Source organism: Dictyobacter aurantiacus, assembly GCF_003967515.1.
Taxonomy (GTDB): Bacteria; Chloroflexota; Ktedonobacteria; order Ktedonobacterales; family Ktedonobacteraceae; genus Dictyobacter; species Dictyobacter aurantiacus.
Genome location: NZ_BIFQ01000001.1, coordinates 3,297,566 through 3,323,597 on the forward strand (window position 1 = coordinate 3,297,566; position 26,032 = coordinate 3,323,597).

A 26,032-nucleotide genomic window follows, 5' to 3' on the forward strand; every position below is an offset into this window, starting at 1 on the left:
TTCCCTTCAAATAGTCACTATGAAAACTGTGCCCAATTCCCATTATAACTGTACCAGCGGGCAGGCTATATATGCTATATCCTACACAATCTGTTGATACAGAACAAGCTCTGATGAAGGCAGGCAGAAGCCAAAAAAGACATTCCCTGCGCACATGTGCGCAGGGAATGTCTTTTTTGGCGTTATTGTTACATTATGCCTGGGCTTTTTTCGCCAGTGCGGCTAACAGATGCTCCTCAATCTGGGGATGTTTTTTGAGCGCGGTTGTGATAGCATCGGCACGCTTCTGGGTCAGATCTTTAGCGCTGACGGCTTTTTTCAACTCAGAGCTAACGATATTGTTGGCCAGTGTCTGCAGGTTGGCGCTGGAAACATTCTGAGCCCTGGCGATATCGACCAGTTTTTTGCCGCTCTTCAATTGTGTGGTGAGCTGACTGGTGGTCAGATGCAGGCCCTGTGCCAGCTGCTGGTCGGCATCCTGGCTGTATTTTTTCAGCAAGGCGGCCAGACGAGCCTTTTGCGTCACCGGAAGCTTCATGCAGGCATTGCCTTTGCTCCTGGCGATGCGCTGCTTCAGCTTATCGGCTTGAGTCTGCTTCATCTTACCCTCTTTAACCAACTGATCGATCGTATCGCTGGCCGCGCCTTTACGGTCCTGCTGCAGGGCACTGACCGAAATGTTCAGACGTTTGGCAAGATTCTGATTAAACAGGGCGCAATAGCCATTTCCCTTTTGCGTTGCCGCAGGTGTAGACGTCGCCGGATTAGAGGCGGCCGAGGCAAACATTGGACTGATGAAGAGCGCGCCAGCCAGTACCGCTAACATCAGGATAGCTCCGGCCACGCCGGCAAGCATGATTTTTTTACGTTTAAGAAACTCTCTCATTGGTAGGTAAGCTCCTTTATGTAAAGCTTTGTTATATTTATATATTTTTACATTGATGGTAAACATGAACCTTTCATGTTTGTCCTGCCCGATCAGGACATTCTTATCTTACTACCTGAAGGTACAGAAGATCTCTCGCAATATTCAAGAATTAGTCAAGATTTTTGGCTCCCTGCGAAAGTTTATGCTTTTCGCCTGGCAATATGCTACTATGAATTTACATGATCCATAGTTTCCGAGGAGTGCAGTTGATGGCTCAAAAAATTCTGGTGATTGAGGATGAAGAAGGGATCATTCACCTGATCAATTTATATTTGAAAGACGCGGGTTATGATGTGTTGGTGGCCAGGGATGGTGCTGATGGCCTGGCTCTGCATGCGCGTGAGCATCCTGATCTGATTATTCTGGACATCATGTTGCCCGCAATCGATGGTTTCGAGGTCTGTCGCCGCATCCGCTCGTGGTCGAAGACTCCCATCTTGATGTTGACGGCTCGTGGTGATGAGGATGATCGCATCGCTGGCCTGGAGCTTGGTGCGGACGATTACCTGGTCAAGCCCTTCAGTCCACGTGAGTTGGTGAGCCGCGTGCGCGCCATCTTACGCCGCGTCAGTGGTAGCCAGGAGCCGGCGGAAGTGCCGGCTCCCAAATCCTCGACATCTGCCAGAGCCGATGGTGAGTCCACATTACATTTTCCTGATCTGGACATTGATCTGCTGGCGAGACGCGTTGAGGTGCAGGGCCGTGAAGTCGCTTTGACCCCAACCGAATTTGACCTGCTGGCCCTGCTGGCTGGCTCGCCTGACCGGGTCTTCACGCGTGAAGTTCTGATGAATAAGGTCTGGGGCTATGATTACCTTGGTGATGGACATACCATAGATGTACATATCAGTTCGCTACGCAAAAAAATCGAGTTCGATCCGCAGCACCGCTATATCAAGACCGTCTGGCGTGTAGGTTATCGTTTTGAGGCGAAAGCGCGCTCATCTGCAAATTCATAAAGGGATAATTATGCGTACACGTTGGTGGAACAATATTCGCTGGCGCCTGGCTTTGCTCTCGATCATTGCCGCCCTGCTCTCAGCTGGCTTGCTGGCTCTGACCGCCATGCTGGTCATCGGCTACTATTATAATGTTGATCAGCAGTCGCGGCTGGGCGCGCTGGCGCATGAGAGAGCGCAAAGCGTAAGCATCGTCTACGAGCACAATCGGGCATTAATTGAGGACAATTCGAACACCACTTTTGCCAACCGCTTGAAAAGAATCGCCAACACCCCCAACGCATTCCTGGTAGCTTCGATTAAGGAGGTCTCCAGCGTCTCATCCAGGCAAAGTGGATCAGATCCTGAGCATCTCTACCTGTTTTTAAATACCCAGAAAAGGCTTGTCTATCCACTTGCGATGTCACGTGGCAATGCTTTTGCGGTTATTCAGTCGTTGCTCAATGTATCAGATACCTCTCATCTAAGCACTGATCAAGCGACACTGATGAACGCGGTGAATAGCGCTTTAAAAGGCCACGGTCAGGGAGGCTTTTTCGGACGGCAAACGCCGGTGGATAACTCGCTGCCCTTTTTTGTGGAACCGATTACGATAAGCAACCACACGACACGGACGAACCAGGTGGTGGGCGTCGTTATCGTGACCCCATTTTCTAATGCTGTGCCCGGCTTTGTTAGCACGGTTGGGATCGCCGTGTTGAGTGCTATCCCTGTTGTCGCGCTCCTGGTGGCTCTGCTGGCCATGTTTTATTCGCGCACGATTACGCGTCCCCTGGCGAAGCTGACCACGGCCTCCAGGGTGATCGCCTCGGGTGATTATGATGCCCAGGTCAGCGTAGATGCTCCTGGTGAACTGGGTGAACTGGCGCAGACGTTTAACGACATGGCGATCCAGCTCAAAAAAGATGTGGATGAATTGCATCGCCAGGAAGCCTGGAGACGTGAACTGATTATGAATATTACCCATGACCTGGCTACCCCGCTGACGGCCATCGCGGGTCTGGGCGAGGCCCTGGTCGATGGCATTAACCAGAGCCACGAGGATTACGAGGCGACCGGGCGCATCATCGTGCGCGAAACCCTGCGCCTGCGCCGCCTGGTGCAGGACCTGCATGTGATGGCGAAAGTGGAGGCGGGCGCCCTGGAGCCGAAGAAGAAGAATGTACGCCTGGCCGCGCTGGTAGATGAGACCCTGGCCGTGATGGCAACTGAGTTTGAGCGGCACCAGGTTGAGCCCATCAACGCCGTTTCCTATAGTTTACCAACTATACAGGCCGACCCCGATATGCTTGCACGCATTTTTACCAACCTCTGCAACAACTCGCTGCACTACACACCAGCGGGCGGCACGATTACCATCAGCGCCACCCAGCACGGCAACATGGCCATTATCGCCGTTACCGATAGCGGTAGCGGTATTCCCGAGGAGGCGCTGTCACGCGTCTTCGATCGCTTCTACCGTGCTGACAACGCCAGGCAATCGAAGACAGGAGGGAGTGGCCTTGGTCTGGCCATCGTGCAGGCCATCGTCTCAGTCCACGGTGGCAACGTCTGGGCGGAAAACATCCCTGGCGCAGGAGCTCGCATCTCCTTTACCATTCCCATAACACCCATTGAGGATCAACCAACCATCGTCACCAACCATTTGAGCCAGAGCCGGGTCTGATCTATCTTCACAGGGAAGTGCCCGGTCATGGCCGAGCGCTTCCCGCGACAACGTCCTATCTGGAATAGAGCTCCGCCAGATCAGGATCGGTGCGCGCAAACTCTTCGTTCTGAGGATCGAGCGCGATGGACTGCTGCAACGTTGTTCTTGTCTTCTCCATGTAACTATGCGTGGCGTAAAAGCAAGCTAGATTATAGAGAAGATTGCCCTTCAAGGCATCGGGCGCCTCCCTTCTGTCAATGACGCTGCTGCTCCATTCCTCGTGAATCTCTCGTGCGCGCTGGACATTGTGGCGTTCGCTCAGGTAATACCCCAGGTGAATCTGGGTATGTTCATAACAGCCACCCATATACAGCAGGTAGAGCGGTAGACCCTGGCCTATCCAATCGAAGCGATTGAAGGCCGTCAGATCCTCCTCTGTCAATTGTTCACTGAGCGTGATCAGTTCGGTATAGACCTGGTCGGATTCAGCCAGGATATCCGGCCACGAACGATAGCGATTCTCTGTAAAGACAATGGTATTGATTCGCTCAAAATCTTTAGATGAGGGTGGAGTCTCTCCGCGCAGAATAGCCCGCACCCTGGCCACGAGATGCCGACGCCAGAACGTCAGGTGGGCCACATGATCTTTTGCTGACCAGTAATACGGTTCACCGATAACCTCCAATTCACCAGATGGTAACTGTAGGAAAAAAGCATTCTGCCTGTCCTGAGCCTGTTGTAAAAGTTCGAGTAATAGCGGCTTAAAAGCATGCTGAGTCATAGGGATGTGTCCTCGCTTCTTTTCTTTTTCTGTATGATGGTGGAAATCACGGGTCGCAAAGCGCCCTGCCAAAGACGGATTGAAAAGGAATAGATGGAGGAATGCACTGCGAGGAGAGGGATGTTTTCCACAGATGGAAAAAGAAGCATGGCAATAGCAACCAGCTCACATGCTAACGTCGCTATGCGAACGTCAGTCGATTTTGCCTCTAGCCTGGGAAGTGCAGAGCCTCGTTAAGATTATTTCTTTGTACATAGCTGCCCCTCCTTCCGCTTATAAGACAATTATTTTCTTTGCTCAATATAACAGATCAGCTTTTTTGCGTCAAGCATGATTCAGATGTTTCTTGTCTTCTTTTGCCCGCAAAACGGCCAGAAAGCATGAAGATGATGAGAAGATGGTGTGGAGATGATGTGGGCATAGCGGATGATTCAGCCCATACTTGAAGGGAGCGCTCGTGCTGATCAACGATCAGTTGTACCCGTTTTCTATGTTCCACTAATAACACAAAAACTTTTAAGATCTTGAGTAAATCGCGTAGGTTGAAATACCAGATAGAAATATCGAAAAAGTGGAGAAATTTATGCACTATAAATCTGTACGCGCCCTTCTTTTTTGTGGCTTCCTCGGGCTCATTGCTGTGCTGATGGCCGCCTGCGGTCTGCAGACCACGGGCGAGACGGGAGCTGCCCTGCTTTCTGCAACCGCTCAGATGCCATTTGTAAACACTTCGCAAAGCTGTCCTGCCCAGGGCCAGGGGCGCGCGGCGGTGATGCCAGCGTTTCCCCATCCACAGCATCAGAGCGTGGTCTACCTGCGGCACCAAAACGCCGCCGAGATCTTGAGCAGCTATGATCCACTGACAGGAAATAAGAGGGACCTATTAACAATTCCTGATGACATCTACAACGTCGAGGCGCACGTCTCACCAGATGGTCACTGGGTGACCATTGTCCGAACTGCTCCGCAAGGGCAGCATCCTGCCATCCAGCTCATTCGTGTAGATGGGAAGTATATACAGACCCTGTACTGCTCACCGACTGCTGAGGGCTTGAGCGGCGCACTGCTCTCGCCCGATCAGCGTTACCTGGTCTTTAATGAAGGAAAGGGCCAGAGCATGCCGGGGGATGCGCTTAAGCTATTGGATATGAAGACGGGAAAGGTCCAGACCATCCTCTCATCGCTGCAGCCAGGCTATCCGGGTATGGCTTCGTCGCAGCAAGCATCCGTTAAATCTTCAGCCCCGGTGAGCTATCACCTCCTGCAGGGAGGAATGCGTTACGCGAGTCTGTCGATGCCGCACCCCGGGCAGCCTCCTGTAACAGAATATATCCCGCTCAAATGGGCGAGCAATAGCAGCGTCTACATGTTGGGCATGCCTGTCATCCCGGGTAGTGGAGCGGTGCCGCATCAGCTCTATCAACTTCTCGACATCAAAAAGCCGGTTACTCAGCAGAGCACCGATGTAAAATCGATCACTGCGCCATTGAAACAGGATGGTTGCCAGAGCTATGACATCACCCCTGATCACCAAAAACTGATCTGCAGCGCCTATCCGATGTTTGGTGGTGATCCAACGCTACCAGGGGTCAACGTAGAACCCATTAGCGGCGGATCATTGCAATCCATCTTTACAGCACCAACTGGCAGCCAGGTTTATGCGCGTGCGCCACGAGCACAAACGATTCTCTTCATCGTCAACACCATTCCCACCCACGTCGCGCGGCTCTACAGCATCAACGCCAATGGAACGGGATTGAAGCTGCTCGCCAGCGCAAACGCATCCGAATACTACTACGCCAGCTATGGCAATTTGACTGACCTGAACAGCTACCTGCCATGGACCAATGTCTCTCACGATGGCAAACACTACGCCATCCTGGAGGGAAGCGGCAGCGGAGCCACTCTCACCAGTACCTTGATTATTGGCAATGTAAATGGCGGTGCTCCAACCACTGTCTCAACCATACATTCCGGCTCCATCGTCGGCTGGACCGCCGCGTAACACCTTTGGGGGAACGGGATCGTCCGGGTACAGGGTCGCCTTCGGCTCCAAGCCGGGGCGAGCCCGGCACCGACGCTCACGTTCCTTTTGACGCCGTCATTCCTTCTCTCGTCCTTACCCTTAGATAGAGGCACGAGCCAGCTCCTCCCTCTCCAAACAAAGAGAGGCACGAGCCAGCTCCTCCCTCTCCAAACAAAGAGAGGCACGAGCCAGCTCCTCCCTCTCCAAACAAAGAGAGGCACGAGCCAGCTCTTCCCTCTCCAAACAAAGAGAGGCACGAGCCAGCTCCTCCCTCTCCAAACAATCCATAGAAGATGTGTGGGGCCGTGCGCCAGCACGGCCCCACACATCTTCAAAAACATGGCGGTGGGCGCGCAGCGCCCACCCGCCATAAAACCACAACCCATATTAGCAGGGGAATTTACCAAATTCCCCGCTAACGTGGTATACTTTGACTTACGGTATCAGATGAGTTACCTGTTCTGCCGATAGCGCAACATATATTTGTTGGAACGCTGGTAAGGAGGAGAACTGGAAGGGCATATGCCCCTTTTTTCGCTTCTTACGCGGCTCAGTAACTATCTGTATTTCTCGCTTTATAGGTGACAAAGAAGTAGAAGAGAGCGCTGATGACCTTACCTGTAACATCACTACACAACCACGAATTTTTGCACACTATCCCCTCCTTTGATGTTAATGCTCCAGAAGTGATATCAGCACTCCATAAAGTTGCTCTCAATGTGAGCATGCTCTTTCCAGGCACAGGTTGTATTATCATGCTCTTACATCCTTCAGCTAGATTCTTGCTTACGTACACCAGCGAGCAGATCATTCAGCATCCTTTTATCTATGCTGGTAGCAGGCTGGACCAGGTGTTACAGAGCCACCAGCCTGTGATTATTGAGGACGTTGCTGACCAGGACAAGCTTGCGCGGGAGATTCCTGGCTTCCATGGCCGTTCTCTGCTCTTACTCCCCTTGCTCAACACTGATATCTGTATCGGTGCCCTGGTAATAATGGGGTATGAGCCACAGGTTTTCGATGACCAGGCTGTGCGCATCGGGCGCGCCTTTGCCGACCAGGCGGCCCTCTCGCTTATGAGTGTCCAGCAGGCCAGCTCTGTCCAGCACTGGATTCTAGAGGATCAGCGCTACCTGCGCACTATATTACAGGCCAGCTCTGATGGGATCGCTTTAGTAGGTGATCAGCGGCACTTCATTGAAGCCAATCCAGCCTTCGGCCGTATGTTCGCTTTACAGCCTGCTGAGATGGAGAATTGTTCTTGCGCCGATATTTTTGGTTGTAACGGTGATGTTAAGCCCGCCTGCTGCCTGAAAGGGTGCATGATCGAGCACGCCTTACGGCATGAGCAATCGTTAGAATACGCCGAAGTCGATATCACTATTCAGGGGACTCCACGTGTGCTGGGATTGAGTGTAACGCCGGTCGCCTTAAAAGATGCGCCCGTCTGCCTGGTTATCGCGCGGGACATGACGGCCGTCCGTGACGCCACTCGTAGCAAAGCGAAATTTCTGTCTATGATTGCACACGAGCTTCGTTCTCCTCTCAACGCCATCAATGGCTATCTAGAGCTCCTGTTGACCGGAGTGGGAGGTGAGCTAACAGATGAGCAGCATGATTTCGCCCGCCGTGCCCGCGCCGGTAGCGAGAATCTGTATGCGTTGCTTGAGGACCTCTTGTTGATCTCGCGGGCCGATGCTGGTCAGATGCGCCTCCATCGCGAGCTGGTTCTTTTGCCGGCTATCATTGATAACGCGGTCGAAGAACTAGAGCTGACGGCCGCCGACAACGAAATCACCATGCAGTTGGATATCGCCGATCACCTCCCAAGGCTGTATGCCGACTCTGTTCGCCTGCAGCAGGTGTTGCGCAACCTGATCAATAACGCTCTACACTTCACCCCCGCTGGCGGCGAGGTCACGATCTCGGCCTCGTTAATAAAAAGTGACCATCGCTCGTCCGCTTCACTGAATGATGATGATGAACCACAGCAGATGATACAACTCCAGGTGCGCGATACCGGTTGTGGAATCGCTCCGGAGTTCCATCAGCGTATCTTCGAACGCTTCTTCCAGGCGCCCAATGAACGCGTTAGTCGTGCTGGAGGACAGGGGTTAGGCCTATCGATCGTCAAAATGATCATCGAATTGCACGAAGGAACGGTCACCGTCTCCAGCGTACCGGGTCAGGGAAGCACTTTTACCTGCCTCTTACCATGCCTGTCGAATTAAGCAAACACACCTGATCTTGTACTTTTAACCTGAACCTTTATTCAATCATATTTATGCCTGCTTAATGCTTTACCCTTGACGCGCTTGTGAATGCGTGCTATGCTCAAATTATTCCAATATGTTCCTTGCTGCTGAGAAGCCAGGAATGAGGCGAGGTAATATGTAGGCTTTTGTACAAAAGAAGGAGACAAGACTGTGGGTATGCTACGGGTCATGTCCCGCCGCGGCGATGATCGCATTATATGGGATGCGCAAAAAGTCGAAGCCCAGGATTCAGAAGCTGTTGCGGCCATTAAAGAGGCAGAGCGCATTTTTACGGAAGAGCGCAAGAAAGGTGCCACCGCCTTCAAAGTAGAGCCAGGTAAAACTGTAGAACGTATCGACAAGTTTGATCGTACTGCCGAACAAATTGTCCTCGTACCTCGTGTTGTGGGCGGGTGAGGAGTGTAATTCGCTATGTTGGAGACGCTGAGTTTATTCCTCGGTATCTGGTTGTTGTTTCTCCTACTCGCGATTTATTACCTTTCGCAGTCGCCAGATGGCAGCGTGGGCCGGTTACGCGAGTCCGTGAGCGAACACCTCTCAGCCGAGAGTCGGGCCAAAGCACTCATGCGCGAGATGCTCTCCGAGAATCAATATCAGCAATTGATCAAGTTTGGTTACCTTGAAGTGCCAAGTCCTACAATGGATAACCGGGTGTATCGTATTCCTGGAGGTGGGGGATTAGTAAAGGTATACGAACGTGGCTGCGCAGTAATGGAATTATGCTTACAGCCAGCGGAACCATTACCCGATGGTGACGTTGTGGTCATGCATAAGTTGATGATCGAGGCAAATGAGCAGGAGTATTTGCAGAAGGCGAATCATTTCGCTCCCGGCATCATTTCTCTGCGTTGCCAGCATCTATAAGGATCACTTTTCTTACGTAGGACCCTGGCTTTTGGGCTAGCGTAACAATTGGTTGGGCCGCTTCGAACTGCGTGTATTTCGCGGATCTCGGGCGGCCTTTCTTGTTTGTGTTCCCTATATTCGCTCCCCTCGTTCTAATAGTGACACGTTGCTTTATGTCGCGGCGTGATTATGCTGTATCTATTCTATGATCGATCAATGGAGATGAGTTGAAGATGACTACGGGAGAACGAAGTTCACAGGAGACGTCGGAACTAAAAAGTACGCAGGAGAAGATCGCTGAACTGCGAACCTTACAGGAAGAGGCGATGCGTGGCGGTGGTGAGAAGCGCATTGCCGCCCAACATAAGAAAGGCAAGCTGACCGCTCGTGAGCGCGTGGATCTCTTATTGGATCCCGGTAGCTTTAATGAGTTAGATATGTTTGTAACCCATCGGGCCAGCGATTTTGGTCTCGACGAGCAGAAGATTCCTGGCGATGGTGTGGTGACGGGCTACGGCAAGATTGATGGACGTCTCGTCTATGTGTTTTCCCAGGATTTTACGGTCTTTGGCGGCTCCCTCTCAGAGGCGCATGCGGAAAAGATCTGTAAAGTGATGGACCTGGCCACGCGCAATGGGGCGCCGGTGATTGGTTTAAATGACTCGGGTGGCGCGCGTATTCAAGAAGGTGTGGTAAGCCTGGGCGCGTATGCCGATATTTTTTTGCGCAATACCCTCGCCTCGGGTGTGGTGCCGCAGATTTCCGCCATCATGGGACCCTGTGCCGGCGGCGCCGTCTACTCGCCGGCCATTACCGATTTTATTTTTATGGTTGAAGAGACCAGTTATATGTTTGTAACGGGTCCCAATGTGTTAAAGGCTGTGACCCATGAAGATGTCTCATTTGAGGATCTGGGTGGCGCCATGGTACATAATAGCACGAGTGGCGTGGCCCACTTTGCCTCTCCGGGCGAACCCGAATGCCTGGCGATGATCCGTCGTCTGCTGAGCTACCTGCCCTCTAATAATGTCGATGATCCTCCGCTGGTGACGCCAAACGATGAAGCTAACCGCCTCATCGATGAGCTCAACGAGATTGTTCCTGACAATCCGGGCAAGCCATATGACATCAAAGAGGTGATCCATCATATCGTCGACGATGGCGATTTCTTTGAGGTGCAGGAGCACTTTGCCCAGAACATTATCGTCGGCTTCGCGCGTCTGAATGGACGCTCGATCGGGATTGTAGCCCAGCAGCCGCGTGTACTGGCCGGGGTGCTGGACATCAACGCTTCCGATAAGGCCGCTCGCTTTGTGCGCTTTTGCGACTGCTTTAATATTCCGATCATTACGCTGGAAGACGTTCCTGGCTTCTTGCCGGGCGTGGGACAGGAGCACAACGGCATTATTCGCCATGGCGCTAAACTGCTCTATGCGTACTGTGAAGCGACGGTCCCCAAGATCACTGTCATTACTCGCAAGGCATATGGCGGCGCTTATGATGTGATGAGCAGCAAGCATATTCGCGGCGACATTAACTACGCCTGGCCGACGGCTGAGATCGCCGTTATGGGTGCCGAGGGCGCGGTCAATATCCTGTTTAAAGATGAGATCGAGCACGCCTCTGATCCCGAGCAGCGCCGTAAGGAGCTGATCGCGGAATATAACGCCAGGTTTGCCAACCCCTATATCGCCGCCAGCCGTGGTTACGTTGACGAGGTTATTGAGCCGCGCTATACCCGCGTCAAACTGATCAACGCCTTAGAGATGTTGAAAAATAAACGTGACACCAATCCTCCCAAAAAGCACGGGAATATTCCGTTATAAGGATAAATAAGGATAAGAGAGTTTCTCGCACAATAGGACGAGAAACTCTTTTTTCATTGCATCAGGAGAGATATCGATAATTTATATTTTGTTTCTCATGTAAGATGTAATAGGGACCACTCGTACCCGATAATGCCCATCATTGATGCCAGCAATGTTCGTGACCGCGTTGCTGGCATCTTTTTTGGGGATGTATCTCTCCCCGCGGTAAAGCCGGGGCAAGCCCGGCACCTACCGTAGGGCCATGATGACGACGAAGCGGCCGGTTTTGCCATTCTCTTTGCGGTGGGAGAAGAATTGTTCGGTTTGGCAGCCGGTACAGATGCGCATGACTTCTATATGCTCGGCGGTCAGGCCGGCCATGAGCAGTTGTTGCCGATTCGCTTCCTGCAGATCCAGGCGTAAGCTGGTCCTGTTATCTGGCAGCTGGACCGTTGAGAAGGTGGCCGAACGCTGGATGCGTTCGCGGTAGGCTGGATTGGTGGGCATGCTCGAAAATTCTTGCTCTCCCATAAAGAGCTGCCGTACTTCCTGTGAGACCTCATAGCAACAGGGGCCGATGGCGGGGGCGATCCCGGCATAGATATCTTCGGGTCGCGAACCAAAGGTCTGCTGCATGGCCTCTATGGTGGCGATCGAGATGCCACGGGCGGTGCCGCGCCAGCCTCCATGCGCAATACCTATGACATGCTGGATCGGATCATAAAAAGTGAGGGGTACGCAGTCCGCGAATGAGAGGGCCATTGCGACCTCGCGCTCTCGTGAGATTATGGCGTCACCCTGGCGAATGGTGGCGGGCGTCCAGGCTCGCTCATAATACGACATATCGGCCCAATCGGTGCGCCATTCTTTAGACAGATCCAGTGTCAGCACATCCGCCCCATGGACCTGCCAGAGGGTGGCGCTGGGCGTGCCTGAAAGCTGCAGGGCCTGTAGGGCCAGCTGACGGTTGCGAATAACGTTAGGAAATGTATCTCCACCCCCACGTGGTGGGGCCGATGTATTCAAACTGCTGTATGGTGCTTCGCTAAAGCCGCCGACGCGGGTAAATACTCCATGGGTCAACTCAGAAAAGGGACTGTAGTGGCTAAATTGCAGATAGCGGACGTCCTCATACTGTCGTTCGATCAAAGCTGCTCCTTTTTCCTGTTCGCCTTCCAGTATCTGTGCGCAGCCGGGTAAGGTGAAGCGGCATTGATGGATCGCTTTCCCGGCCAGCAAGGCTGTGTCTATTGTATCACAGCCTTTTGTGTCCTTTTTCTGAACTAGCCGTTGACATGACAGCTCTGCGCGCTTCCCAGACCAAAGATGCGATTGATGGCTGGCTGGATCGCGTCACAGTGAGGGATGACCACATCCTGGTCCGCTCCGACCGAAGGATCATAGATCGTGGCCAGATCGCCGTAGTCCTGTGAGCCCTGGCCGGTTCCCAGCGTTAGATGATCGATAGGTTTATTGAGCAGCGTACGACCATAGTTGGCGAAGGCCAGCATCTCATTTTCATTGAAGTCGGTATAGACGCTACCGGAGAGATCATTGAGCAGCGACGAGAAGTTCTGTATCAGTGTTGAGACATTTAGCTTCAATTTCAGCGCCTCCAGCACCTGTTGCTGGCGCTGGGTACGCCCGAGATCTCCGACCAGATCTGAGTGACGTGAGCGTACATACTCCAGGGCTTCTTGCCCGTTCAGATGTTGCGGTCCAGGCGTCAGATAGAGGCGCTTGTATGCATTATGGTCGTTGGGATCACTGCTGGCGCCGACGTCGTTGGGATAAGCATCATCGACGACCGGGTGGTCAACGTTAATATCAATACCATTCAATGTATCAATGACCTTGGCAAAGCCATCCAGTCCTACCCAGGCGTAGCGATCGATGTGAATGCCGTAGTCCTGCTCAACCGTCTGGCGGGCCAGGCGCACACCGTCCTCAAATTTACCGCTCTCTTGAACGCCCAGCGAAAACGCCTGGTCGATTTTGTGCATGCCCATGCCATCCGGTACCGAGACCCAGGAATCGCGCGGGATTGAGACCATAGTCACCGTGTTTTTAATGGTATCAACATGGACCACCATCATGACCTGTGTTAAAACATTGGGAAAAACATATTTTTGATCGTTATCACTGCCCAGCAGCAGAATATTCCAGCTCTTGCCCGTTACCAGGTCGCTGGACCCGCTCATTGTTGTGGTCGGCAATACCGTTGGTTCTTGATTGGAACGAGATACCGGGCGAATGATCTGATTTAATGGTTTTTGGATCGTCGTTTTGTAGTAGTAATAGGCCGCGCTGGCGCTTCCGCCTCCCAGAACCAGTAAGACGGCCAGCGCGATCAGGAGTACCTTAACCAATCTGGGCAATACCTTCTTCTGTATCGTTTGAACCGCCGTTGCAGCTTCTCCTGCTGCTGGCGCAGCCTCGTTAAGATGATCTGCCCGATTGGTGACGTGGATCCCTTTGAGGTCTACCGTGATGCGGCGGGTGGGCTGGCTGGCGATATCGCTGCTTTTGAGGTCTACCGTGATGCGGCGGGTGGGCTGGCTGGCGATATCGTTCTTCCCGATCGTTTCCGCGTTGGGTTGCGTTGACTGATCAACGACATTCATCTCCTCTGGAGCTTTTGCAGAGGTGGTATCTGGCGCTGGAGCTTCGGGAACGCCGGGTTCTGTTTCTGTACAACTGTGCTCTTCAGAAGGGGGTGTCGTCATCCTTTAACTATCTCTTTTCATAGTATATTTATGCCGGCCAGGGGTAAAGTATGAACGAATTTACTACAATGGCATTATAAAAGTATGTTTGATATTACATGCATCAGGACGAACGATGTGCTACGGTGGTGTATATAAAGTATAGGTGTAAGTAACCGAATGATAATGTATACCTTGTGTTAATATAAATGCACTACTATTAAGAATCGTCTCACTAATCCTTATAGATTATTATATGGTACCTTTGGGATAAATGGTATAGTGAAGGGTGGATGAATTGAAACATACCTGTTGGGAGGTTGTCTGATGGATATTGAAAAGATCCAACGCGTCTTGCAGGACGAAAAGTTGGATGGCTGGCTTTTTTATGATTTTCGCAAGTCAAATCCGATCGCATATCAGGTCCTACAACTGCCGGTGGAGGCGATGTATACACGGCGCTGGTTCTATTTTGTGCCTGCCCAGGGAACGCCAGTCGCGCTGATCAGCGCGGTCGAGCCTCATATTCTGGCTACGTTGCCCGGCGAGCGTGTCCTTTTCAGGACCTGGCAGGAGATGCATACACACTTACGGGAGATACTCCCGGCTCAGGCCCGGGTGGCGATGGAATATTCCCCCTTCAATGCTATTCCATATGTTTCGCGGGTAGATGCGGGTACGATCGAGCTGGTGCGCTCTTTTGGAGCCGAGGTTGTGACCTCCGCCAACCTTGCCCAGCACTTTATTGCCCAGCTTACCGAGGAGCAGATGTACACGCATCGGCAAGCGGGACGGTTGTTGATAGCCGCCAAAGATACACTCTTTGCGCAACTGGGGTCAGATCTGAGCGCGGGACGTGAGCTTAATGAGTTCGAGGTGCAGCAGCGCTTTGTCGCTTTAATTCAGCAGGCCGGACTGGAACTCCCTGAAGACGAGATGCCGATCGTGGCGGTCAACGAGCATAGTGGAAATCCCCACTACGAGCCGACCGCGTTGCAGCATAGCCCCATCCAGCGTGGTGACCTGGTACTGTTCGATTTCTGGGCTAAATTGCCGCGTCCGGACTCGGTCTTTGGTGATTATACCTGGGTAGCCTTCGCTGGCACACGCGACGAAATCCCGGCTCGCCAGCGCGAGGTATTTGAGGTAGTGAGCAACGCCCGCGATAGCGCGATTGCCTTTGTGCGCGAGCGCATGGCAGCCGGCGGCTACGTTAAAGGTGGGGACGTCGATGATGTTTGCCGCCAGGTGATTACCAAAGCTGGCTATGGTGACTACTTCGTACATCGCACCGGCCACAGCATCGGTCCTGTTCTGCATGGCAATGGGGCCAACGTTGATAACTTCGAGACCCGGGACGAGCGTACCCTGCTTCCCTATACCTGCAACTCGATCGAGCCCGGCATCTATCTCCCCGAATTCGGTATTCGCAGCGAAGTCGATCTGCTTATCCTGGAACACGATGCCGAAGTCACAGGTGTCCCCATCCAAAAAGAAATCGTAGCACTCCTTTAACATAGAAAGCGGATGCGCTTTGAGCGGGTAGCGCCGCAACGGCACCATTCATTTTGATCAGGTTGGGTCACCGTGCGACGCGCACGGTGACCCAACCTGATCATTCCATATATCTGTTGTGTGTTGCAGCAGCGGGTCGCGAAAGCGACCCGCTGCTGTGCAACACACAACCCCTGTGTGGCCGCGCATGCGGACGCCCGTACGGGAGCGCTTACGTTCAGAAGTAAGATATCCTCTTACAACCTCATATATTTGTCTAACGTACATGATATTGAAATAATCATTGACGATGGTCCTGGCATGGAGCAGGACATCCTCTTCATTGTAAAGATATTCTCTTGAGTACAAGGGAGGCGAGTTTCAAATGGGTGATCAATGGGATCAGAATCCAAACAATAATACGGGTGGTCCGAGCCAGGATGATATAGATAGGCAGTTGAAAGAGATCAAGCGTGTGGTGGTGCAGGGAGCCAGCGAGGCCCAGGTGCGCCTGAAGCGTGTCATAGATAAAGCTGGCGACTACTGGCAGCAGGTGCAGACACCCCCCGTCGCCCCACGCCCGGTATCCAGCGTTGAAGAGCAGCGTCTGCGCCAGCTGGTCAATGAATGGAGCAATGAAAACTGGCGCGTGGCTCGTGAGCTTGGCACCTACATGGATATCCTCTCCACCGGCGTGAGCGAGATCTGGCAGGCGTCCCTGGAGACGCGCTGGGAGACCCGCTCACTGGAGATCATCAGCGAACCATACACCGGTCGTTCGGTTAATCGTCCACGCCCACTCCTGCCGGTCTGGGATTATGAACTTGCAGAGGTAACCGGCTTAAAGGCCCCTACCACGCGTACACGCCTGGAAGGTATGGATGAGGTTGTCTCCTGTACCTCCTGCAATAGCACCGGACACGTTCTCTGCTCAGGTTGTAATGGACGCGGCTGGATCGTTTGCCCGGAGTGTAAGGGGCGCACCAGGAAGCGCTGTACCACTTGCCGTGGTCGTGGCTACATCTCCGACTGGACGCCGGGCGAGAAAAAATCCTTCTTCAAAAAGCAGGCCGATAATGTGACCAGTTCGGTGGGCAACAAATTCTCTGACCTGTTTGATAATATCCGTCAGCAAGGAGTGCCCATTCCTAATCCCGTGGACACTGATCCCGCCAGCAAGGGGCCGACCGTTCCCTGTCCTGATTGTGTCAATGGTGAGGTCAATTGTAGCTGTGGCAACGGCAAACGGGTCTGCACCACCTGTCAGGGGGCCAAGATGTCGCTGTGCTCGAATTGTGGCGGCACCGGCAAGGTTGTGCGGCACCGTGAGGTTGTGCGCCGCTTTGACCTGCGCTCCCAGACCCGCTTCATCGGCGATAGCGTCATTCCTGCGCAGCAGCTAGAGAAGGCCCAGGGCGACCTGATTTATAGCGCTGAAATCAACGAAAACCTGCAGCTGGAGGCCGTACCCGATATGGTTCCCTTCGATGTCTGGCGCACCACTGTGGAGATGGTAGAATCCGAGCGCAAGGTTGTTGATAAGCCTGGCCTGGACCCGCAGGCGTTCCCGCGCCCTACGCTGCAGGTAGTTGAGCTGATTCGCATCCCCTATACCACGGTACGGTATCGCTTCGCTGAGCAAGAATATGTATTGTATATCTATGATGTCGAAGGCAACGAGAAATTCTATTCTGACCGCTACCCGGCCCGCTGGGATCGTGTTGAGCGCCTGGTGAAGGCGATTACCTCTGATCTACGCATGCCAGGACAGATACAGGAGAATAACAACCAGTCGTCTGACCCGGCGACCCATAGTTATAGTGGTGGCTATCGCGTGCCGATTGAGGTCCCCCCGTATAGCGTCCAGGATGAAGATGATGAGGATACTGAGCCTCGTCCACCTTCCACGCATTAAAAAATAGCGCCAAAGGCACGGCGGCCAGCATTTTTGGCCGCTGTGCCTTTTTTTACCTGATGTATTATAGTTTGTTTGCTTATGTGCGCGTCTCCCCCATCTTTCCCGTGGTCGTGACTGCTGATAGGGTGATTCGTCTTTATTTATCGAGCTTTGTTATATTATCCTTCTCGTTTAATGCGTCCATGAGGGTTGAAGGCGCCCACCAGTAGCGCATGCGGAGGATTACAATGTATCAGAAGGATTGTTGTGGATGACTCAAGCGCGAGGTGATGTGCGTAACGGTGAGGCTGAGGGTGAAGTAGAGAGAAAAAAGAATACGGCTGCAGACTCATTGGCACATGGTTTGGTGCTATTGGATCTCCATCCCTGGTTGCTGTGCGTATTGTTGATCGGCCTGTCGATGATTCTTGCTTGCCTTTATTTAGGGCGGCCGGGAATCTGGTTTGATGAGGCATTTTCGGTTGAGCTGGCGCGTCAGCCGCTGCCCCTGCTGTGGCACACAATATTCGGGACCGAGCCGAATATGGAGCTGTATTACCTGCTGCTTCATGGCTGGCTCATGGTTACTGGCTGGCTGGGATTGGCGCCTGTTGAATGGCTGGTGCGACTGCCTTCGGCCATCTGCGCCGCTCTGAGTACAGGTGTGATCTTTCTCTTTGCACGTAGGTATCTGGGAACCGTTGCGGCCGCTGTTGGATCTGTTCTTTTTGCCTCTAATTATCTGTTGCTGGTATACGCTCAGCAGACCCGCGCGTATGCCTTACAATTGCTGCTGCTCTGCCTTTCCTGGCTGGCCCTGTTGACCGCTATCCAGCGGGAGACGTCTCAGAAGCGCTGGTGGGCTCTGTACGTGGCTACGATTGTGCTGGCTATCTACAGCCATCTCTTCAGCGCCTTCGTGCTGCTGGCCCAGTGGACCGCGCTGGCGGGTCTGTACGGCGTCTCTGTTGACTGGCGTGCCGTCATTCGTCGGCAGTGGCTGTTCTGGATGGGCAGCCTGTTGCTAAGTGGCGTATTGAGCATTCCCATGCTTCTGGTGAGCTTACACGGTTCCAAAACCGGCTGGCTATTTGTGCCTCACCTGAGTGAGCTTTTATCCCTGTTCACAATCATCAGTGGTAGCAATCCGCGCTACCTCGTTGTAATGGGTCTGTGTATCCTGGCTGGCTTGATCCTGGTGGCTATCGGGAGCCTGGTGGGACAAGATGCGCGCTATCAGCAATGGATGGAGCGGCGTCTTCAATTGGTGTGGGGACCGCATCACCTGCGGCGCTTCTGGCCGTTTGCCTGGATGATGTTGTGCTGGTTTGTCTTGCCGATCGTGATCAGCTATGTGATCTCACAGGGTTCGCTGCGCCTCTTTTCTACGCGCTACCTGGTCGTTGTGGTGCCACCATTCTGCCTGCTGGCCGCGCTGGGCGTGGCTATCTGGCGCTGGCGCATCTTACAGGGGATGGTGATCTGCGTGTTGCTTGGCTCGGCGTTCCTGGTGGTGCCGCACTACTATCAAAACGCCCAGGTTGAAGACTGGAATAGCGCCGTTCACTGGTTGCAGGCGCGCTCGCAGCCCGGCGATGGCCTGGTCTGTTACGACAACACCACCACGCAGGGTTGCCAGATCGCGGTCGAATATTACCTGCACGCTTATCCCAATGGAACGTATTTTTCCAGTGATTCGCCCGGCGCTTTTTCATGGGAGAAATTCAGTAGCGGAGAGCCACAGAATGATCCCACCCTGGCTTTGCAGCCAGCCGCGCTATCTACGTTTGCCAGCCATCACCCACGTTTTTTCCTGATCACTGGCCGCATCGCCAACCAGACCGACGCTGTTCGTGTGCAGGATACCCGGCGCTGGCTCGATCAGCATTACCACCTGCTCGGCCAGGAAGAGACACACACAGTAACAGTCAGTTTTTACAGTACCGCCACCAAATGAACGGTGCATAGTCCGTAGATTATTTCTGCATGATGCGGCAGGTGCACAGCAGTCAAATTTGAGGAGGTGCGGCAGGTGCACAGCAGTCAAATTTGAGGAGGTGCGGCAGGTGCACAGCAGTCAAATTTGAGGAGGTGCGGCAGGTGCACAGCAGTCAAATTTGAGGAGGTGCGGCAGCGGCGCATTCGCGCCGCTGCCGCACCTCCTCAAAAAAACAGGGCGGCCGCGCAGCGGCTGCCCGCACGGGCGCGTCAGCGCGCCCCAGCAAAACTATCTTTAGAAGTATACGAAGAAGTACTTGTTTTCAGTCTCTCCGCTAGATATATGATACTATTAAGATTGCGTTTAATTTAAATTACTTACTCAGGTATCAGCAAATGGTTCGCCGTTCAGCCAACACATATGGAGCCGAAAATGTCCAGTTCATTTGATGAATTATACCGCAATACACTTAATAGCGTCTTTCTTGAGCGCGCCAGACAACAATTAGAGCAGGGTGTTGATGGTCTGGCTCTCGCCGATGCCTATGCTGATCAGGGAAAGCCCGATTTTTCGCTAGCCCATTTGCTGCTGGTTGATGCACCGGATGATGTGAAGCGGGAAATTCTTGCCCGCGCTTACGAGCGCCGTGCCGATCTCACCGATGAGAAGGCCGAAAACTTTGATAAGCAATTTCACCGCCCTTTCCCGTTGGTCAAGTTAGAGGCTCAGAAAGATCGCATGTCTGCCCAGCAGGTGCGTCAACAAAAGCGCATTCGTAGGGGCACGCGATCGCTTAACATGAATTGATCGTGAACGAACAACAGTAGAGATAGCGTTAGCATAATTTGATCTGGCTGATCAGCCACTTGTAGGAGATGGTAATTCTTGTTAGAGAACGTTGTAAAAAAGGTAGATTCATCTCTATCAAATAAGAATGCATCTGACCAACAGCAAAATTTTATATGGCCCATGCTGATTTCAGCTGCCATATTTGTTGTCAGCATCCTATTCTTTGATGCCGTACTACACAACATATCGGGTTTTAAAACAAGCGTATGGATAAGCAATAAAATCACCTGGTTTGGTCGTTGGATTCCTACCGATCTTACAGGTGGTGCCCATACCCGGTTAGCCATGCATAAAACCGGCTTTATCGAAATGGTGATTTTTCTGGTCGTGATGTTCGCGGCGTATCTTGCATGTGCATGGTTTCTCTATCGACGCGCAAAGTCGGGTTCGCAGACCTTTCTGTTCTGGTTTATCTGGGCAGGCGTATTGGTTGTGAGTGTTATTTATCTGCTCACGCCTGCCATTATGACCACTGATGTATATTCATACTCAAGCTATGGACGTATACTGGCTATCTACCATGCCAATCCCTATTTTGTTCCTCCAAAGGCGTTTCCACATGATGTTGTCTATCAGTGGCTCCAGCCCGAGTGGCGCAAGGTGGTTTCTATTTATGGACCCATCTGGACCATTGTCGGGGCCCTGCTGGCTTTAATTGGTGGCTCATCGCAGCTGGGTCTGGTTCTCGTTTTCCGCTGCTTTGCCCTGCTGTGCCATGTAATGAATATTATCTTGATCGTTGCGACCATGCGCGCCATGAAGCGTTCGCCACGCCTCATTTTGCTCGGAACCTTCCTTTATGCCTGGAATCCGCTGGTGCTGATGGAGACGGTATTTAACGGGCACAATGACATTTTTATGGTCACCTTTCTTTTGTTGGGATTTTATTTTTGTGCTCGCGCTCAGCAAAAAGGGACCTTTTTGCAATGGCATGGTTACCTCCTCCCCCTGGTCTCTTTTACGGCTGCTGTACTGGTCAAGTTTAGCGCCGCGCCCGTGCTGCCCGTGCTGGTATTAGCTGTGGCGTTCGCCACCATACAGGTGGACAGTAAAAATGGGAAGCTCGTCTGGCGGCGTGCTTTGTCGTCAGCTGTGCTTATGACGGTCACCTTTGTGCTGATCGCGCTGGTCTGCTATGGTCCCTTCTGGATTGGTCACAGCCTGCGGGATATTATACGAGGTTTTACCTCGTTGCCGGCATCATCTGACTCGATTAGTTCGGTACTGTCCATCTTTAAAAACTACAATTTATACCATGCGCTTCCCTCGGCATTGAATATATTCAAGAGCCGCCTATTGTGGAACATCGTTAACATGGTCGCCATGCTGGCGCCAATCCTCATTGGTTGCATCTATCTGTGGCGGGCTCCTGGTACGCGTACGATGGCGCTAGTCACCCTGGCGTCGTTCTCGGGCTTTCTGATCACCACGCCCTGGTTCTTTTCCTGGTACCTGGTCTGGCTGATTGGCCTGCTCCCGTTATGTATCGCCGCGCGCATGGGCCGTCTGAGTTACACCCTGCTGGCATTTTCTCTGGCCTTCTCCGCGACGGCTTTCTTCTCTTACTACACCACGATGGTAGGCTGGATGCTGCTGCTCTTAAAGCCGCCAGCATTGACCTGGAATATCTGGCTCAGCATTGGCATATTGGGCATACCTATCGCTGTCCTGGTTATTACCTGGCTCCTGTGGCCTCGCTTCGCACGTCCCGAGACGATATCGATACAGGATACTCCTCTGGACTTGCCCGCCGCCGATAGCGCGCTGGTGAAATAATCATAAATACAAAGAGCCGCCTGTACGCCGGTCCACGGACCGGCGTACAGGCGGCTCTTTGTATTTATGAGTTCAATTGTATTACGGTTGCTCCTCGGTGGGGGTCTCTGAATCGGGGGTGCCGGACTCTATAGTGGCATCGGCGTCTGATTCTGTGGACTCTACCGGAGCCCCGATCACGACCGGCTCGCCGCCTTCTCCGTTTTCCACTGCGACTGCTTCCGCCTCCTGATCGGCGAGCTTTTTGCCATTGGTGGTGGCAACCGCGACGATGCTGTCATTCTTATTGACGTGCATCAGGATGACACCCTGCGTGGCGCGGCCACTGATCTTGATGGTATTGACGTCGGTACGAATGACGACACCGCTGGCTGAGATGATCATCAGGTCGCTATCCTGGTCGGTTACGACGCGTGCCGTTGCTACCAGGCCAGTTTTATCCGAGATTCTGGAGGTAATGACGCCACTGCCGCCACGGTTGTGGCGTGGATACTCATCGACCGGGGTACGCTTGCCAAAGCCATACTCGGTGACGATCAGTAGCTCGCTATCCGCCTTCACCAGATTCAACGAGACGACCCGGTCATCCTGATCCAAGCGGATACCACGGACGCCGCCGCTGGTACGCGATGCCAGGCGCAGATCATCGACACAGAAGCGAATAGCCTGACCTCTGGCCGTGATTAGCAGCACATCGTCTCCTTTGGCCGCCATCTTGGCTCCAATCAGCTCATCATCATCTTCCAGGTTCATGGCGATCAAGCCCTGGCGACGCACGACCTCAAACTCGCTCATGGAGGTCTTCTTGACCTCGCCCTTTTTGGTGGCGACAATCAGCACATCTCGGCTGATGCCCTTGGGGACCGAGACGATAGCAGTGATGCGTTCGCGCTGCTCAATGGCGATCATATTGATCAGGTGCTCGCCCCTGGCTGTGCGGCTCACATCCGGTAACTCATACACCTTTAATTGGAAGACGCGGCCACGGTCCGTGAAGAAGAGCAGGCTGTCATGGGTATGGGTAACCAGCAGATGACGCACCGCGTCATCCTCGCGGGTGACCATACCGGTCACGCCACGACCACCACGGCGCTGCGCGCGGTACGTGTTGGAAGGCAGGCGTTTGATATAGCCCTTCTCGGTCAGGGTCACGACCACTTCCTCGTTCGGGATCAGATCTTCGTGCTTGAAGTCTCCAACCTCGGCGGCATCGATCTCTGTGCGCCGCTCGTCGCCATATTTCTCTTTCAGCATCGCCAGGTCATCTTTGATCAGCTTGCGAATCTCATTGATATCGCCCAGCAGCATGTTGTAGTAATCAATGTGCTGCAAGACATCTTTGAGTTCGTCCTCGATTTTCTGGCGCTCCATAGAAGCCAGGCGAGCCAGGCGCATGTCCAGAATCGCTCGGGCCTGTTCTTCCGACAGGCCGAACTGCTCGCGCAACTGCGCCAGGCCATCCTCGTAAGCGGACCTTGATGAGCGGATGATGCTGATGACGGCATCCAGGTTATCCAGGGCGATCTTTAAGCCCTCCAGGATATGTTTGCGAGCTTCAGCCTTTGCCAGTTCGAAGCGGGTGCGGCGCGTCAGCACGTTTTCGCGATGCCGGATATAGTGGTACAGGAACTTCTTCAGTGTCAGCGTCTGTGGTTGCTGGTCTACCAGTGCCAGCATGTTGGTGTTGAAGGCCGTCTGCATGGCGGTATATTTAAACAGCGAGTTCAGCACGCTATCAACGTTGGCGTCACGTTTCAGGTCGATGACCATGCGCATGCCCTGCCGATCTGACTCGTCACGCACCTCGGAGATGCCGTCGATCTTCTTATCGCGGGCCAGCTCGGCGATCTTCTTCACCAGGTCAGATTTAATCACCTGGTAGGGCAGCTCGGTCACAATAATGCTGATGCGTCCGCGTTCGCTCTCTTCAGTGGTGGTGCGCGCGCGAATCACAATGCGGCCGCGACCATTGGCGTAGGTATTGCGAATGCCCTCGCGGCCCTGAATGATGCCGCCGGTCGGGAAATCTGGTCCGCGAATGATGCGTGCCAGCTCTTCGGTAGTGGCCTCGGGATTATCGATCAGATAGGTGATGCCGTCGCAAAGCTCGTTGAGGTTGTGCGGCGGAATATTGGTAGCCATACCAACGGCGATACCTGTGGAACCATTGAGCAGCAGGTTGGGTAAACGTGCTGGCAGCACGAGAGGTTCTTCGGTCTGGTTATCATAGTTGGGAGCGAAATCGACGGTATCTTTTTCAATATCACCCAGCAGTTCATCCGCGATTGTGGCCATTTTGGCCTCGGTATAACGCATCGCGGCGGGTGGATCATCGTCCTGCGAGCCAAAGTTACCCTGGCCCAGAACGAGAGGATAGCGCATCGCCCATGGTTGGGCCAGACGCACAAGTGAAGCGTACACGGCTGCATCACCGTGTGGGTGATAACTCTTCAACACCTCGCCAACGGTACCTGCGCACTTACGAAATTGTCTCGTTGATTGCAGACCCATCTGGTCCATAGCATAGAGCACACGACGATGAACAGGTTTCAGGCCGTCTCGAACGTCTGGGAGCGCGCGGCTCACAATGACACTCATTGAGTAGTCGAGATAGGCTCCTGTCATTTCTGTAACGATATTGACTGGCTTTACATTGCCCGGTTCCATAAAAACATCCTCACCAAAAAGTAAGACATAGCCTGAAGGCGATATCGGGTTGAAGCATTGATATAAGCTGCCTGGAGGGGTCTTAGAAAATTTGATCCTACCTGCTCTATTATAGCACATTGGGCTTATATTTACGAATTTTTCACTGTTCTATAGCAGGTTATTCCCAGCTTGTTTGCTATCTAATTGGATGGGCGAGTATGGCCGGCTGACGCCCTTGCGAGGGGTCCATTGCCGCTCGTGCATAAACACGCTCTTGAGGGTATCGTGGGGAACGCAGGCGTCCCCATATTCTTTTGATGTCGTGATGAAGCGGGGGCGCGATTGCGCCCCCGCTTCATCACGACATCAAAGCCCATTGAGCATCGCAGATGTCTGAAATCCGCCGAGGTGGTGCAGCAGGAGCGCCTTTGCTTCATCACGACATCAAAGCCCATTGAGCATCGCAGATGTCTGAAATCCGCCGAGGTGGTGCAGCAGGGGCGCCTTTGCTTCATCACGACACCAAAGCCCATTGAGCATCGCAGATGTTAGAAATCCGCCGAGGTGGTGCAGCAGGGGCGCTTCGCGCCCCTGCTGCACCACAAAAAAACAGCGCGGCCGCGCAGCGGACGCGCGTGTGGGGGCGCTCACGCTGCCTAGCAAGAGATCAGGCAACTCTGCACACAGACATTTTAGCCGGCATATTACTATATGGACACTAGGGTTGACAAAATACGATTTTGTCAACATAGACCCTATGTTTTGTAAAAAACCTGTGGTATGATTAAATGCAGGAACGGAAGTTACGGGGAAAATTTCAGTGCTGTTGCTTTCTCCGGTTGTGTAGCGCCTGCGATTCTGCTGACATTGGGAGATTTAGAGTATATGTCTTTACCATTCACGGAACAACAGTGCTTCTTTGTCGCTATCCTGATCTTTAGCGTGGTTGGTTTTCAACGTGGCTGGCGACGCGAGCTTGTTTCACTTGTGTTTATTTTATTAGCCGCCTTTCTTGTCCATCAAGATACCAGCAATGCTGTCGGTTCTTTCATCGGTCGCTTACCTGCTATTGTTGGCTATGCCGCAGGTTCCAGCCAGCCTCAGGCTACCCCGGTAACTGGATTTCTAGGTGGCCCCTTCTGGTCCTTAGTTATTTTCGCCGCCATGGTAGCGTTGGGCTACTACATAGGAAATAAAGCATTTCCTCGACCATCCACACCTCAAGAACGTTTTATAGGTATTGTGCCTGCGGTCATTTCCGGGGCCTTTGTGCTGGGTTATTTAAGTAATTATTTTAAAACGATTGGCGGCCGTTCAACTGTGTCGGTTGATGTTCAATCACCTGATCCTTTAAACTACGTGGCGGTTATTTTCTTTATCGCGGTAATCGCTATTGTGGTAGCGGTGATTGCTTCACGCAGGAAAGCTGCCAAAAAATAAAGAAATGGTGT

18 protein-coding genes are annotated in these 26,032 nt (G+C 52.9%); 13 read left to right on the forward strand and 5 right to left on the reverse strand.

Going from position 1 to position 26,032, the window contains the following annotated elements; all coding sequences use genetic code 11:
- Positions 1-193: 193 nt before the first annotated feature.
- Positions 194-886: a hypothetical protein gene (locus tag KTT_RS13275; RefSeq protein ID WP_126596423.1), complete on the reverse strand. Its 693-nt coding sequence runs from the start codon at positions 884-886 to the stop codon at positions 194-196.
- 251 nt (positions 887-1,137) lie between these two features.
- Between KTT_RS13275 and KTT_RS13280 the strand changes: the two genes are divergently transcribed.
- Both KTT_RS13280 and KTT_RS13285 read left to right on the forward strand, forming a co-directional pair.
- Complete coding sequence (locus KTT_RS13280; protein WP_126596424.1) at positions 1,138-1,887, forward strand: response regulator transcription factor; 750 nt, start codon at positions 1,138-1,140, stop codon at positions 1,885-1,887.
- Positions 1,888-1,897: 10 nt separating this feature from the next.
- On the forward strand, positions 1,898-3,553 hold the full coding sequence (locus KTT_RS13285) for a sensor histidine kinase (protein ID WP_126596425.1): 1,656 nt from the start codon (positions 1,898-1,900) through the stop codon (positions 3,551-3,553).
- Positions 3,554-3,608: 55 nt separating this feature from the next.
- Here KTT_RS13285 and KTT_RS13290 read toward each other — a convergent pair whose 3' ends face one another.
- On the reverse strand, positions 3,609-4,316 hold the full coding sequence (locus KTT_RS13290) for a DinB family protein (protein WP_126596426.1): 708 nt from the start codon (positions 4,314-4,316) through the stop codon (positions 3,609-3,611).
- Between the two features lie 583 nt (positions 4,317-4,899).
- Here KTT_RS13290 and KTT_RS13295 point away from each other — a divergent pair.
- From KTT_RS13295 to KTT_RS13315, 5 genes are all read left to right on the forward strand, one after another.
- Positions 4,900-6,321, forward strand: coding sequence for a hypothetical protein (locus KTT_RS13295; protein ID WP_126596427.1), 1,422 nt, complete (start codon positions 4,900-4,902; stop codon positions 6,319-6,321).
- A 629-nt stretch (positions 6,322-6,950) separates the two neighbouring features.
- Positions 6,951-8,573, forward strand: a complete 1,623-nt coding sequence (locus KTT_RS13300; protein ID WP_126596428.1) for an ATP-binding protein — start codon at positions 6,951-6,953, stop codon at positions 8,571-8,573.
- A 201-nt stretch (positions 8,574-8,774) separates the two neighbouring features.
- Positions 8,775-9,014 carry a hypothetical protein gene (locus KTT_RS13305; protein WP_235845844.1) on the forward strand — a complete coding sequence of 80 codons (240 nt, stop codon included), beginning with the start codon at positions 8,775-8,777 and terminating at the stop codon, positions 9,012-9,014.
- A 15-nt stretch (positions 9,015-9,029) separates the two neighbouring features.
- Positions 9,030-9,482: a hypothetical protein gene (locus tag KTT_RS13310; protein WP_126596430.1), complete on the forward strand. Its 453-nt coding sequence runs from the start codon at positions 9,030-9,032 to the stop codon at positions 9,480-9,482.
- 215 nt (positions 9,483-9,697) lie between these two features.
- Positions 9,698-11,290, forward strand: a complete 1,593-nt coding sequence (locus KTT_RS13315) for an acyl-CoA carboxylase subunit beta (RefSeq protein WP_126596431.1) — start codon at positions 9,698-9,700, stop codon at positions 11,288-11,290.
- Between the two features lie 231 nt (positions 11,291-11,521).
- Here KTT_RS13315 and pgeF read toward each other — a convergent pair whose 3' ends face one another.
- Complete coding sequence (pgeF, locus tag KTT_RS13320; RefSeq protein WP_160145844.1) at positions 11,522-12,421, reverse strand: peptidoglycan editing factor PgeF; 900 nt, start codon at positions 12,419-12,421, stop codon at positions 11,522-11,524.
- Between the two features lie 134 nt (positions 12,422-12,555).
- The gene (locus KTT_RS13325) at positions 12,556-13,998 is read right to left on the reverse strand and encodes an LCP family protein (RefSeq protein ID WP_126596433.1); all 1,443 of its coding nucleotides are present in this window, start codon (positions 13,996-13,998) and stop codon (positions 12,556-12,558) included.
- A gap of 306 nt (positions 13,999-14,304) precedes the next feature.
- Between KTT_RS13325 and KTT_RS13330 the strand changes: the two genes are divergently transcribed.
- The 5 genes from KTT_RS13330 to KTT_RS13350 all read left to right on the forward strand — a co-directional run bounded on the left by KTT_RS13330 (position 14,305) and on the right by KTT_RS13350 (position 21,932).
- Complete coding sequence (locus tag KTT_RS13330) at positions 14,305-15,492, forward strand: M24 family metallopeptidase (RefSeq protein WP_126596434.1); 1,188 nt, start codon at positions 14,305-14,307, stop codon at positions 15,490-15,492.
- A gap of 364 nt (positions 15,493-15,856) precedes the next feature.
- Positions 15,857-17,386, forward strand: coding sequence for a DnaJ-like cysteine-rich domain-containing protein (locus KTT_RS13335; protein ID WP_126596435.1), 1,530 nt, complete (start codon positions 15,857-15,859; stop codon positions 17,384-17,386).
- A gap of 253 nt (positions 17,387-17,639) precedes the next feature.
- Entirely contained in the window at positions 17,640-19,325 is a 1,686-nt protein-coding gene (locus tag KTT_RS13340; RefSeq protein ID WP_126596436.1) for a glycosyltransferase family 39 protein, read from the forward strand.
- Positions 19,326-19,739: 414 nt separating this feature from the next.
- Positions 19,740-20,114: a hypothetical protein gene (locus KTT_RS13345; protein ID WP_126596437.1), complete on the forward strand. Its 375-nt coding sequence runs from the start codon at positions 19,740-19,742 to the stop codon at positions 20,112-20,114.
- Between the two features lie 162 nt (positions 20,115-20,276).
- Positions 20,277-21,932, forward strand: coding sequence for an MptA/MptB family glycosyltransferase (locus KTT_RS13350; protein ID WP_126596438.1), 1,656 nt, complete (start codon positions 20,277-20,279; stop codon positions 21,930-21,932).
- An 81-nt stretch (positions 21,933-22,013) separates the two neighbouring features.
- On the opposite strand, the gene gyrA is transcribed toward KTT_RS13350, so the two are convergent.
- Complete coding sequence (gene gyrA, locus KTT_RS13355) at positions 22,014-24,599, reverse strand: DNA gyrase subunit A (protein WP_126596439.1); 2,586 nt, start codon at positions 24,597-24,599, stop codon at positions 22,014-22,016.
- Positions 24,600-25,466: 867 nt separating this feature from the next.
- Between gyrA and KTT_RS13360 the strand changes: the two genes are divergently transcribed.
- Entirely contained in the window at positions 25,467-26,021 is a 555-nt protein-coding gene (locus KTT_RS13360) for a hypothetical protein (protein WP_126596440.1), read from the forward strand.
- The last annotated feature ends 11 nt before the right edge of the window (positions 26,022-26,032 follow it).

Coding starts and splice junctions, on each gene's coding strand:
- KTT_RS13290 (WP_126596426.1), bottom strand. CDS start 4,316: ATGACTCAGCATGCTTTTAAGCCGCTATTACTCGAACTTTTACAACAG.
- KTT_RS13280 (WP_126596424.1), top strand. CDS start 1,138: ATGGCTCAAAAAATTCTGGTGATTGAGGATGAAGAAGGGATCATTCAC.
- KTT_RS13300 (WP_126596428.1), top strand. CDS start 6,951: ATGACCTTACCTGTAACATCACTACACAACCACGAATTTTTGCACACT.
- KTT_RS13340 (WP_126596436.1), top strand. CDS start 17,640: ATGACTCAAGCGCGAGGTGATGTGCGTAACGGTGAGGCTGAGGGTGAA.
- KTT_RS13275 (WP_126596423.1), bottom strand. CDS start 886: ATGAGAGAGTTTCTTAAACGTAAAAAAATCATGCTTGCCGGCGTGGCC.
- KTT_RS13285 (WP_126596425.1), top strand. CDS start 1,898: ATGCGTACACGTTGGTGGAACAATATTCGCTGGCGCCTGGCTTTGCTC.
- KTT_RS13330 (WP_126596434.1), top strand. CDS start 14,305: ATGGATATTGAAAAGATCCAACGCGTCTTGCAGGACGAAAAGTTGGAT.
- KTT_RS13360 (WP_126596440.1), top strand. CDS start 25,467: ATGTCTTTACCATTCACGGAACAACAGTGCTTCTTTGTCGCTATCCTG.
- KTT_RS13335 (WP_126596435.1), top strand. CDS start 15,857: ATGGGTGATCAATGGGATCAGAATCCAAACAATAATACGGGTGGTCCG.
- KTT_RS13315 (WP_126596431.1), top strand. CDS start 9,698: ATGACTACGGGAGAACGAAGTTCACAGGAGACGTCGGAACTAAAAAGT.
- KTT_RS13350 (WP_126596438.1), top strand. CDS start 20,277: ATGCTGATTTCAGCTGCCATATTTGTTGTCAGCATCCTATTCTTTGAT.
- KTT_RS13305 (WP_235845844.1), top strand. CDS start 8,775: ATGCTACGGGTCATGTCCCGCCGCGGCGATGATCGCATTATATGGGAT.
- KTT_RS13310 (WP_126596430.1), top strand. CDS start 9,030: ATGTTGGAGACGCTGAGTTTATTCCTCGGTATCTGGTTGTTGTTTCTC.
- gyrA (WP_126596439.1), bottom strand. CDS start 24,599: ATGGAACCGGGCAATGTAAAGCCAGTCAATATCGTTACAGAAATGACA.
- KTT_RS13295 (WP_126596427.1), top strand. CDS start 4,900: ATGCACTATAAATCTGTACGCGCCCTTCTTTTTTGTGGCTTCCTCGGG.
- KTT_RS13345 (WP_126596437.1), top strand. CDS start 19,740: ATGTCCAGTTCATTTGATGAATTATACCGCAATACACTTAATAGCGTC.
- KTT_RS13325 (WP_126596433.1), bottom strand. CDS start 13,998: ATGACGACACCCCCTTCTGAAGAGCACAGTTGTACAGAAACAGAACCC.